This is a genomic window from Lysinibacillus sp. NPDC096382 (assembly GCF_044762845.1).
GTDB lineage: Bacteria > Bacillota > Bacilli > Bacillales_A > Planococcaceae > Lysinibacillus.
The window spans coordinates 41,307-53,466 of the sequence record NZ_JBIWFC010000028.1 but is presented as its reverse complement, the minus strand read 5'-3'; the positions used below and the strand labels follow the sequence as shown (position 1 = coordinate 53,466).

Annotated in this window: 12 protein-coding genes; 10 read left to right on the top strand and 2 right to left on the bottom strand. The window is 37.9% G+C overall.

What is annotated here, in order from left to right:
- Positions 1-515: 515 nt before the first annotated feature.
- Complete coding sequence (locus ACIQZA_RS24180) at positions 516-1,577, bottom strand: LCP family protein (RefSeq protein ID WP_402884436.1); 1,062 nt, start codon at positions 1,575-1,577, stop codon at positions 516-518.
- Between the two features lie 145 nt (positions 1,578-1,722).
- Positions 1,723-2,358, bottom strand: coding sequence for a YigZ family protein (locus ACIQZA_RS24175; protein WP_400936101.1), 636 nt, complete (start codon positions 2,356-2,358; stop codon positions 1,723-1,725).
- 156 nt (positions 2,359-2,514) lie between these two features.
- Between ACIQZA_RS24175 and ACIQZA_RS24170 the strand changes: the two genes are divergently transcribed.
- From ACIQZA_RS24170 to flgK, 10 genes are all read left to right on the top strand, one after another.
- Positions 2,515-3,663 (top strand): sensor histidine kinase, encoded by a 1,149-nt coding sequence (locus ACIQZA_RS24170; RefSeq protein ID WP_400936103.1) that lies wholly within the window; start codon positions 2,515-2,517, stop codon positions 3,661-3,663.
- 35 nt (positions 3,664-3,698) lie between these two features.
- Entirely contained in the window at positions 3,699-4,373 is a 675-nt protein-coding gene (locus ACIQZA_RS24165) for a response regulator (protein WP_132360514.1), read from the top strand.
- A 512-nt stretch (positions 4,374-4,885) separates the two neighbouring features.
- Positions 4,886-5,437 carry a nuclear transport factor 2 family protein gene (locus tag ACIQZA_RS24160; protein ID WP_402884434.1) on the top strand — a complete coding sequence of 184 codons (552 nt, stop codon included), beginning with the start codon at positions 4,886-4,888 and terminating at the stop codon, positions 5,435-5,437.
- Between the two features lie 399 nt (positions 5,438-5,836).
- Positions 5,837-6,679, top strand: coding sequence for a DegV family protein (locus ACIQZA_RS24155; protein WP_402884432.1), 843 nt, complete (start codon positions 5,837-5,839; stop codon positions 6,677-6,679).
- A gap of 208 nt (positions 6,680-6,887) precedes the next feature.
- The gene (locus ACIQZA_RS24150; protein WP_402884430.1) at positions 6,888-8,255 is read left to right on the top strand and encodes an ATP-dependent helicase ComFA; all 1,368 of its coding nucleotides are present in this window, start codon (positions 6,888-6,890) and stop codon (positions 8,253-8,255) included.
- Positions 8,256-8,419: 164 nt separating this feature from the next.
- Entirely contained in the window at positions 8,420-8,842 is a 423-nt protein-coding gene (locus ACIQZA_RS24145) for a ComF family protein (protein WP_402884429.1), read from the top strand.
- Between the two features lie 300 nt (positions 8,843-9,142).
- Positions 9,143-9,556 carry a TIGR03826 family flagellar region protein gene (locus tag ACIQZA_RS24140; RefSeq protein ID WP_400936113.1) on the top strand — a complete coding sequence of 138 codons (414 nt, stop codon included), beginning with the start codon at positions 9,143-9,145 and terminating at the stop codon, positions 9,554-9,556.
- Between the two features lie 222 nt (positions 9,557-9,778).
- Positions 9,779-10,039: a flagellar biosynthesis anti-sigma factor FlgM gene (gene flgM, locus ACIQZA_RS24135; protein ID WP_323657238.1), complete on the top strand. Its 261-nt coding sequence runs from the start codon at positions 9,779-9,781 to the stop codon at positions 10,037-10,039.
- Between the two features lie 27 nt (positions 10,040-10,066).
- A complete protein-coding gene (locus ACIQZA_RS24130) occupies positions 10,067-10,567 on the top strand; it encodes a flagellar protein FlgN (RefSeq protein ID WP_402884427.1) in 501 nt (166 codons plus the stop codon).
- Between the two features lie 49 nt (positions 10,568-10,616).
- On the top strand, positions 10,617-12,158 hold the full coding sequence (gene flgK / locus ACIQZA_RS24125) for a flagellar hook-associated protein FlgK (RefSeq protein ID WP_402884425.1): 1,542 nt from the start codon (positions 10,617-10,619) through the stop codon (positions 12,156-12,158).
- Positions 12,159-12,160: the final 2 nt, after the last annotated feature.

Genomic DNA, 12,160 nt, shown 5'->3' with positions numbered 1-12,160 from the left:
AAAAAGCGAAGATAATAAAACCACTTTAGTGGTAGCGTGAAAACGGAGTGCGGTTGGCGGACCTTTCAATGTGTCTTTAGACATGGGCCAGTACCCCAGCGTTTCACGCGTAGAGCAAACCACCAGTTAGATTGGTGGTTCTGATTATGAGTAGACTTGTTAGCGTCCTAGCTTGATTAGCGGCGGAAATTTCGGGTTTTAGCGGCGTTCTTAGCTTGATTAGCGGCGCAACGCATACTTTTAGCGGCGATACCCAATATAAGCTGGACAAGTTTGACAAAACTAAAGTCAACTGTGAAAAACTTTGTATAGAGTTTTTCGCAATTTTATGGACTTGACGAAAACTACTCAAATAGGCTGAGGGAAATTCGCTTAAGTAGACCTCAGAACTGCTTGAGCAAAACTCAGATCAATAAGTGTTCCAATCTATAATTTCCACGCTAAGCAAACATCGCGAAATAATCATGCCATAAAAAAAGCCTTTCCACAAATATAAAGTGGAAAGGCTTTTATAGTTACTGAGTGCTATCTTTATCTGTTGAATCTTTGCCAGCAGCGTTATCTTTATCAGTATTTTTATTCGTTAAGCTACTAGATGCTTTACTAGTGTCAAGATGGTTCTTTAGCGTTTGTGATATTTCATCAACTGATTTTTGATTTAATTGATAGTAGTAAACACCAGTAGACATATCATCTGTACCATCTAATGTTAAAGAATCGATACGTGGCATCCCTTGTGATAAATAAGATAGGAATGACTTCATTTCGCTAAATGTCATATTTGTCTTCATGTTATCACCAAGTGCTCTAATGACATCATCGTATTTTGTAATGGATCCTACAGAAGAAACTTTATTGATGATCGCTGTTAAAATCTCTTGTTGACGTTTGCCGCGTTCAATATCACTGTCTTGCTTACGTGTTCTTGCTAGTGCAAGTGCTTGACTTCCGTTTAAATGCTGTAAACCTGGCTCTAAATTGATGGCATTGCGATCGAATTCGTCTTTTTCGCGTAACTTGTACGGTACTTCAGCTTCAATTCCACCTAATGCATCAACAACATCAATAAACGCATTAAAGTTCATACGAACATAGTAGTCAATTGGCACATCTAATAGTTTTTCTACTGTATCAATTGTTGAAATTGTTCCACCATAGGCATGTGCATGAGTAATTTTATCCTTATGTTGTACAGAAGGGATATATACATATGAATCTCGAGGGATACTCAACATTTTAATTGTTTTTGTTTTATTATTTAATGTTGCTAGAATAAGGGCGTCCGAACGTGAGTGCTCAGAGCCTTGCCCGCGATTTTCACTATCATCAACACCGACAAATAGGATTGAAACGTTATCGTGTACGGGTTCTACCTTCTCATTACGAAGTGCAGAAATGTCTCGCCCTTTTAATTCTTCGTGTGCTGAGTCAGCTGCATGCTTTACTTGCTTCGTAATATATACACCATAAGCAGTTGCACAAATTAGTAAACTAGCAACAAGAAGAAGGGAAATTTTTATAATTAGGGAGGCTTTAGACGACCTCTTTTTGCCTTGCTTTTTAATTCTATTTTTCATTTTTAATATATTCTCCTCTAAATTTTGGGAATAATAAAGCGATTAAACAAACTTATTCAAGTAATTTTAGAATATGCGTAAAAGATAAAATAGCTCAATATTAAAATTATACTATGGATATTTAGTATTCGACAATTAAAACTATTTATTTCACAACAAATTCAATAAATTGAGCATTCTCAAAAGTAATGTTTGCTTGTCCGTTTGTCATTTCAGTTACCCAGTTTTGGAACTGTTCTTCTTCCTCTTTTAATACGGATACAATAATTTCGACGCCTTCTAAATAGCGAATTTCTTCTAAAGTATATGAAGAACCTCGAATTTCATTTTCTACTTTACCTAGCCAAGTGTAATCAATAGAAATGTTCATAAAATGGTGAAGCTTACGTTCTACTACTTGGGCAGCAAGTAATCCTTCTGTTGTCGCTTTTCCATACGCACGAATAAGACCGCCACCGCCAAGCTTAATGCCACCAAAGTAGCGTGTGACGACAACGACCGTATCTTTTAACCCTTGTTTTTTTAGGACTTCTAACATAGGGACGCCAGCTGTGCCACTAGGTTCCCCATCATCGTTTGCTTTTTGAATATGATCGTGTTCTCCAATAATATAGGCTGAACAGTTATGTGTTGCATTATGATGCATTTTTTTTATGCTTTCAATAAAAGAAATTGCATCCTCTTCCGTTTCTGCACGTTCTATATAAGTAAGGAAGCGAGATTTTGAAATAACAATTTCACTTTCTCCGTATCCTTTTACAGTTAAATAGTTTTCTCTCATCAGTATCAATCTCCTTTAAAGTAGAGTTCTATTCTATAATTTTCATAAAGAAAAAGCATTAAATTTTAACATGGGAATGCTATAATAGGTATAGACTATGTAATTGGTCTATTCAAATAGTAAGTAATCATAAGACATTAGACTGGGGAGTATACTATGTTTTCAAATGATACCTTCGATTTAAAGTCGCTTGATGACATATTTAATCGAATGTTAGAAACAATCATGAGCTCAAAAGATGATATCTTTATTATAAGCGAACAAAGCCGAAGAAGTTTCGAAGATATGAAAATAGAGCTAGAAATTGTTCGAAAACAAGTTTCAATTGTTATTGATGAAGGCGATGCTTTAGAAAAAAGTACACAGCTTGCTAAGCAAAGACTTGTGTTAGTGAGTAAAGCTTTTGATAATTATACCGAAGATCAAGTTAGAGAAGCATATGAAACTGCGCATGATTTTCAAGTGAAGCTCTCCGTTATTAGAACACAAGAAAAGCAACTACGTGATAAAAGAGATGATTTAGAGAGAAGATTAAGAGCGTTACTCGATACGATTGAACGTGCAGATCATATTGTCAATCAAGTAAATGTCGTTTTGAATTACTTAACTTCAGATTTAAGAAATGTTGGTTTAGCACTTGAACAAGCAAAAATGAAACAAGATTTTGGTATACGTATTATTGCAGCACAAGAAGAGGAACGCAAACGTCTATCTAGGGAAATTCATGATGGACCTGCTCAAATGCTGGCAAATGTACTAATGCGCACTAATTTAATAGACAGAACGTATCGTGAAAAAGGCATTGAATATGCTTTAGATGAAATTGCTGATTTAAAGAAAACGGTGCGTAATGCATTATCAGAGGTGCGACGTATAATCTATGATTTAAGACCAATGGCACTTGATGATTTGGGGATTGTTCCGACATTAAAAAAATACTTATCGACAGTGACTGAATATAATCCTGGTGTTGAAGTTCATTTCCAATCGAGAAGCACCGAAAAGCGTATACCATCAAACTATGAAGTATCTATTTTCCGATTAGTGCAAGAATGTGTAACAAATGCCATGAAGCACGGGAAATGTAAAGATATTTGGGTAAGACTGGAGTGGTTGAAAGATGCCGTAAATATCGTTGTAAAAGACGATGGTATAGGTTTCAATCCACAGGAGGTTAAAGACCATTCTTTTGGGATTTTAGGTATGAAAGAACGTATCGAAATTTTGGATGGGACAATCTCAATTACAAGCGAGATAAATCGAGGTACGACGGTTTTATTTAAAATTCCGTTAGAAGTAGAGTAAAACGATTGTTGGAGAATTTTAGGGGGTAAAGACAAATGACGAAGATTATTATTGTAGACGATCACCAGCTATTCCGCGAAGGAGTAAAACGTATTTTAGATTTTGAAGATACATTTGACGTAGTAGCAGAAGGTGACGATGGTACAGATGTGGTTTCTTTATATGCTGAAAATCAACCAGATGTTGTACTAATGGATATTAATATGCCGGGGAAAAATGGAGTAGAGGCAACGGCAGAACTAATTAGTGAATTCCCAGATGCGAAGGTTATTATGTTATCCATTCATGATGATGAAACATACGTAACACACGCGCTAAAATCTGGATCACTTGGCTATATGCTAAAAGAGATGGATGCTGACGAAATTGTCGAGGCCATTAAAGTAGTTGCGAATGGTGGGTCTTACCTACATCCAAAAGTAACTAAAAATTTAGTAGCGGAATTCCGTCGTCTTTCTGAACATGAAAATAAAGGTAACTTCCATCAAACTGAAATTCGTCGTCCATTCCATTTACTAACAAAACGTGAATGTGAAGTATTACAATTATTAACAGATGGACAATCTAACCGTACAATTGGTGAGACACTGTTCATTTCTGAAAAAACAGTTAAAAACCACGTTTCAAGCATTTTACAAAAAATGAATGTAAACGACCGTACACAAGCTGTTGTTACAGCCATTAAAAATGGCTGGGTTGAAGTACGCTAATAGCATATATTGAAATTAAAGCTGTTTTTAAAGGCTACTATCTTATTTAGTAGTTTTTAAAGCAGTTTTTTTAACTTCTTTCAGCAAATGTCTTTGTACCGAAAGTAAAGCGTAAGCTACAGAAGCCTCCCGCCTCTAAGGTGGTGAGATGAATGCAGATTTAAGCTACTTTTCATCAGGTCGACGAATGTCCCGGAATCAGCTTTGTGCCACAAAGCTGATTCCGGACGCAATTATGCCGAGGCATAATTGATTAAAGTATACCGCTGTTCTTTTGTGGCGAAATCGTAGCGCTGTCCACAGAAGACTTCTGTAATGTTTACACCTATTGGACTACATTAGCTAAATGCCGTATAAAGGTGTAACAATTTATACATAGTGATTACATAAAAAGTGCAACATTTTAAAACCATGGGCGTCATAAGGAAGATGTAACGCCTAAATGTTGAAAATGCACAACAAAATTCCTACAACGGAATTTATATGCTACAATATGCGCGGGAGGTTTTTTGATGTTAAAGAAAAGTTTTCTAGCAGTTTTAACCTTATTAATTTTAACTACATTAGTGTTAACTGCGTGTGGTAATAAAAAAGATGATGAAATGAGTGCAGAAGAAAGACAAAAAATCATTGATGATGGAACTGTCGGATTTGAAACGAATGGTGGGCAAATAACAAAGGCAGAAAATATCCCTGCTGAAGAAAACAAAGCGATAGTAGCAGCCTTTAATGAATATATTGCAGCTCTCAATTCAAAAGAAATTGATCGTTATATGCAAACACTCTCAAAGAATCCAAAAGGTTTCAATTATGAAGGAGAAAAGAACTACATTACAGATGTATTTAAACAGTCAGACGTTAAACGAGATGCGAAAAATACTACGATTATAAAATATAGCGAAAATGAAGCACAGGTCTATTCAAATATAACATCGCATTTTGTACAAACTACAACAAATGTAAAGCATGAAAGTGCTGGACAACAAGTTACAGTATTCGTCAAAGAAGATGGACTCTGGAAAGTCACTAGCGTCTTCTATACTGAATCAACTACTGGCAAATAAAATGAGGATATCTTCATTCGGGCTCATCACTAAGAGTTGAGGTTGGGTGATTTTCTGAAATTAGCGTCAAGAGCGAGCTAGATAGAGAAACGAAGGCAAAATCATCGCGCCCAACGACTCATTGGACTTGCCTAGCTGGACGGAGATCACCCCCAAGTTATGGTGATGTGCCTTTACTTACTTAATAGATAGATTTATTAAACGAAGATAAATCCGTATACATAGAAAATGAATGTGAAATGGAAGCTAAGTTATCAATTTAGCAGATGTCTAGAATGTTGAAAGGGGGAAGAGGACTGACCACTATTCGACATTCAGACGAGATTACGCAATGTCGTAATTCATTTCACATTCATTTCTTTTTATTGTAAACTATGTAGAATAGGAGAGTGGACATGGATGAGGACAGCAATCGTAACAGATAGTACTGCATATATTCCGGCTGAGGAACGAGAACGCTTAAACATTCATATGATTCCGTTAAGTGTAAATATCTCAGGGCAACTATTTGCAGAAGAAGTAGATATCACAGCATCTGAATTTTATGATAAAGTACGTGGGGCAAAGGAATTCCCAAAAACAACGCAGCCCCCAATTGGAGAATTTGCCTCTCTTTTTGAGGAGCTAGCAAAAGAGTATGATGAAGTCATATCTATTCATTTATCAAGTGGAATCAGTGGAACATATCAAGGTGCAATTCAAGCAGGCGATATGGTGGAAGACATTGATGTATACGCTTTTGATAGTGAAATATCCTGTGCGGTACAGGGTTTTTACGCTCTAAGAGCAGCTGAAATGGCAGCTCAGGGCTTTTCTGCAAAAGAAATTCTCGCTACATTGGCGGACATGAAGCAATCGATTCGTGCTTACTTCATTGTAGATGACTTAGCGCATTTACAACGCGGGGGACGTTTGTCTTCAGCAGCTGCATTAATTGGCGGATTATTACAAGTAAAGCCAGTACTGCATTTTGTGGACAAGGTTATTGTACCTTTTGAAAAAATTCGTACGCGTAAAAAAGCATTAAAGCGTGCGGAGGAGCTACTAGCTGAGGATGTTCAAAAGTATGAAGCACTAGACGCTGTCGTGATCCACGGCAATTGCCAGGCTGAAGCAGAAGAATGGCTAGCACAACTAGCAGCAACCTACCCGAGCGTTAACTTTAAACTAAGCTATTTCGGTCCCGTCATTGGCACACACTTAGGTGAAGGTTCAATGGGGCTCGGCTGGACAAAAAAATAATAGTAAGTGAGACAGTCTCTACAACAAATTAGTAGAGGCTGTTTTTTTATTTTGAGTGCATACCGTTTTGCTGGGTAAGTGAGGAAGCGCCGGTAAACCTGTGATAATCGCCGCTAAAAGTGCCAGAATCGCCGGTAAACCCATAAATATCGCCGCTAAACCTACTAGAATCGCTGATAAAAATCACTCATATGAAAGGAGCAAAGCAATGAAATACAAAGGTTGGTTATTGCCACCTGAATTACGAGATTTTCATGAAGGACGTATTTGGTTAAAGGAGTATACCCCATTATCAAAGGAAGATATCGAGAAATCGATCAATCACAAATATCTCCGTATAATAGAAGGAATCCAAAAAGAACCACATCTAAAATGCAATCGTTGCCATAATGATAATCCACAGCAATTTACAACGTTTGATTGTTCAAAGTGCCAACAGCAATGTGTATATTGTAGACATTGTCTAAAAATGGGCAGAGTGAGTAGCTGTACGCAATTGATGATTTGGACAGGCCCACGTGCCATTAGAACAAGAAAGCATACACTCAAATGGGCAGGGCAATTTACAGTACTTCAACAGCAAGCGGCAAATGAAATGTTAGAAAGTGTTAAGGCAAAACGTTCTCATCTCTTGCATGCAGTATGTGGAGCAGGAAAAACAGAACTGCTTTTTCCAACTGTACATTATGCGTTAGAGCAGGGCTTACGGGTATGTATCGCTACGCCCCGTACAGATGTAGTGCTAGAGTTATATCCACGCTTTCAAACGGTTTTCCCGCAAACAATAATCCATGCACTATATGGTGGATCACCGAAGCAGGAGGGTTATGCACAGCTTGTGTTGGCTACCACTCATCAGCTATATCGTTTTGAACGAGCGTTTGATGTCATGATTGTTGATGAAGCTGATGCATTTCCCTATACATTTGACGAAACCTTACAAAGCGCTGTGCAAAAGGCTAAATCGGAAAACGCACCAATATTGTTGGTCACAGCAACACCTTCACATAAATTACTGACTCAGTATCAAAATGAAAGCTATTCATTTATTCCAAAGCGCTTTCATAACCGTCCATTACCGGTCCCTCGATTTCATTCTCTATGGAACTATGAAAAAAGCTTAAAACGGGGAAATATCCCGCGAAAGTTAAAGCGATGGACAGAGGAACGCCTTGCACGAAAAGAGCCTTTTCTATTATTTTTCCCGAAAGTAGAGTTAATGAAAATAGCTATTCCTCTTTTTCAGTTATTAGATGGAAGTATCATGACGGTGCATGCGGAAGACCCGGATCGTAAAGAAAAAGTGCTTAAACTACGTCATGAAGAAGTTCCAGGTTTACTGACAACGACCATATTAGAAAGAGGAATTACGATAAAGAATGTACAGGTTGCAGTTATTGGGGCAGAGTCAACCATTTTCACTTCAAGTGCACTAATACAAATCGCTGGGCGAGTTGGGCGAAATGTTGATTTTTCGGATGGAGACGTCGTATTTTTTCATCATGGCATTACGACTGAAATGGATGATGCGCGTACTAAAATTCTTTATTATAATAAGAAAGGATTTTCACAATGAATAAAATTGAAACACTTTGCTTATTATGCTCACAGCCTTTGCCATCTGCAATTTCATGGAAAATACTTTTAACCAAACAATTTCAATCAACCATCTGTGATTGATGCTCGGCTCGGTTTGAATATTCCTCAACAGCAACAGCACTTTACCAATATAACGATGCGATGAAAGATTATTTGCATCAATATAAATTTCTTCAGGATGTCGCACTTGCTAAAGTATTTCGGCAGGAGCTACAAGCACGATTCAAACATGGAAAAGCAACCATTATACCGATTCCAATGCATCCTACTAAACAAAGGGAGCGTACCTTTTCCCATACGGAGGAGTTATTAAAGGCTGCTACTATTCCTTTTATACAACTTTTAGAAAAGACAGCGGCAGAAACACAAAGCTCCAAAAATAGAGAGCAACGCATCCAAGCAGCTCCCCTATTTCGTCTGATGACTGGAGCATATGTAGAGCATAAAGAATATCTTCTTTTTGACGATATAAAAACGACGGGCACCACTTTGCAGCATGCCACCGAGATTTTAATGAATGCGGGTGCTAGAAATGTCAAAAGCTTCACACTAATTAATGGATGAAAATGCTAATGCATTGTGTATAATAGATTACGAGTAAATAAGATTCGTATCTAGCAGTTATTATTTTCATTCAGAAAACGATCTCCACTTATGAAAGTAGGGAGATGAATACGGATGTGATCACTTTTCAGTGGGTTCCCAGACACCTACTGAATGAAAATAAAGCCTCCGGCGGATGTCACGGATTTTGAATTGTGCGGGCACAATTCAAAACCCGGACGTATTGTATATCTGTAGCGAAAGCAAAGCGTCAGTTACAATTACGCCAAGGCGAAATTGATTTAAGAGGAGGAAGAGTAGATGGCAGAGGTTCGTAATTGTCCGAAATGTAATGAGTTTTTTAATTATACAGGGGTCAGAGAAGTATGTCATAAGTGTGCGCAATCTGAAGAGGACTTATATCAAATCGTTTACCGCTTTTTACGTAAACGTGAAAACCGTGCTGCGACAGTAGAACGTATTGTTGAAGCAACTGGGGCTGAAGAGGAGTTATTGTATAAATGGGTACGTAAGGGGCGCTTACAGACTGCGATGTTCCCTAATCTTGGCTACCCGTGTGATAACTGTGGTCATCTAACGACAACAGGCAAGCTTTGTACAAAATGTCAGGATGAATTAAAGACGGAGCTACGTACATTTGAAGCGGCGAAGGAGTTCCGTGACAGTGTGGCAGAACGTGATCGTGTAACATATCATGCAGACCGAAAACGTTAACTTCTTTCAGCGAGTGTCCAAGCGACAGCAACAACGACTGAGTGACCAACATCACGTTGGCCCAAATCCTCCGGACGCAAATATGCCGAAGAATAATTGATAAGCCTGAAGTGTGTTAATTTTAAACAAAATTAGCACACTTTTTTACATTTGAAAACTTAACATTATGTGAGACAATCCGAAATAATAGGAAGATAAGCTTTTTAGATAGGGGGGGATTAAATGAAAATTACATCTTATGGGATTAATGCAGTGAACGCCTATAAAAATCAGGTGCGCAATGTAAAATCAAGTACGAACAAAGCATCCTTCGCAGATAAAATCGAAATTTCTAAGACTGCACAGGAGATGCAAGGAGTTTCAACATACAGCTCAGAGCGTGCAGAACGCGTACAACAACTAAAAAAAGATATCGCTTCTGGTGAATACAAAGTGGACGCTCGCAAAGTTGCAGAAGATATGCTGAAATATTATCGTTTCTAAGGAATATCAGAAAGGGTGCTTAGCAAAATGTCTACAGAAACGATTTGTTCTACACTAACAAAACTAGAAAGAATGCATAAAAGCTTATTTGAACTAGCCGTAAAAAAGACTGAAATCATTACAGCTGGTGATATCGAAGCACTGGACCAAATGCTCAAGGATGAGCAGGCGCATGTAGCGGCCATCGATAAGCTCGAGCAACAGCGTCAGAAACAGGTAACGGACTACCTTGAAGCAAAAGGAATTGCTTCAACTGACAAAGCAACTGTCGCTGATGTCATCGAGGCTGCTGAACAACAAACTGAAAAAGACACGCTCTCAGCAGTACGCAATCGATTATTGCAAATCATTAACGACTTAAAAAATCAAAACGATTTAAATCAAAAACTAGTGTTCCAATCGCTACAATTTGTCAACTTTACATTGGACGCTTTACAACCTCGTCCTGAGCAAATCAACTATTCTGGCAATGAGGTTCGTGGCACAAATACAGTGGCAAAAAAATCATATTTCGATTCTCAAGCATAGTTTTTAAGAAATCAATTGCTGAAAAACGGTTATTAAGGGAGGAAAAAGAATGCGCTCAACATTTATGGGCTTAGAAGCTAGTAAACGTGGTTTATTTACACAACAAACAGCTTTATACACAACAGGACATAATATTTCCAATGCAAATACATTAGGTTACACTCGTCAACGAGCAAATATGCAAGCAACTCCTGGTTTTCCAAGTCCAGGCTTAAATCAGCCTGTCTATCCTGGACATCTTGGAACGGGGGTAGAAGTAAGCTCGATTCAACGCATGCGCGATCAATTTACCGATCGACAATATCGCCAGGAAACGAATAAGTTAGGTTATTGGGATTCAACAGCAAAATCGATTTCGCAGATGGAAGATATCATGTCAGAGCCTTCAGAGTTTGGTATTAATCAATCATTTACAGATTTTTGGAAGTCGATGGAGGATGCTATTGATAATCCAAAAGATACTGCTGCACGTCAGGTATTAATTTCTAAAGGAAAGGCAATTGCCGAATCTTTTAATTATATGGATAGACAGCTAAAACAGATCCAAGGCAATATCGGGAATGAAATTAATGTATCGACGGATAAAGTGAATTCAATTCTTAAACAAATTGCAGCTCTTAATAAACAAATTCAAGAAGTTGAGCCGAGTGGTTATGTGCCAAATGATTTATATGATGCACGTGATGTATTAGTAGATCAGTTAAATGAATATATCCCTGTAACGGTTTCATTGCAAAAATCAGGTGGTTTAGCAAAAGATGTTGCTGAAGGTTCAATGACGATTACATATGTATCAGCGGATGGTACACCTATTAAATTAGTGGATGGTAGACAATACGCTGCACTTGCAACGATGGACACGAACGATCAGCGCATTGATGGTGATGTAGATGATCAAACGACAGGGAGCTATGCTAACTTTAAGGAAATTAAAATTGCAGCTGTTGGCGAGCCACCAGGAGATCCATCGACAGGAATCGCAATTGATTACAGTAAAATGGACCATGGTAAAGGTTCATTACGTGCATTAATTGATGCGTATGGACATAGCGGTGGACAAGGCACTTATCCAGAAATGCTTGCTAATTTAGATAAACTAGCAAATGAATTTATAACAAAATTTAATGAAGTTCATAGTAAAGGTTTTGGTTTAGATGATAGTACAGGTCAGAACTTTTTCTCTGGGACGACTGCACGTGATTTTAACGTAGTAATTACTGATCCGAAGCAAGTAGCTGTATCTGATACGAAGGGTGAGGAAGGTAATAACGGAAACATGCGCAAGTTAGCGGCGCTACAATCGCAGGCTCAAGATAACTTAAAGAAAGGTACATTCCAAAACTATTATAAATCATTAGTAGGGGACTTAGCGGTTAAGGGACAGGAAGCTGAACGTAGTGCATTTAATTCTGAAACAATGCATTTGGAAATTTTTAAGCGTCGTAATTCTATGAACTCAGTTTCCTTAGATGAAGAGATGACTAATATGATTACATTCCAGCAAGCATACAATGCCAATGCACGTATGATTACAGTGGTAGATGAAACATTAGATAAAATCATCAACGGTATGGGAAGAGTAGGGCTATAATA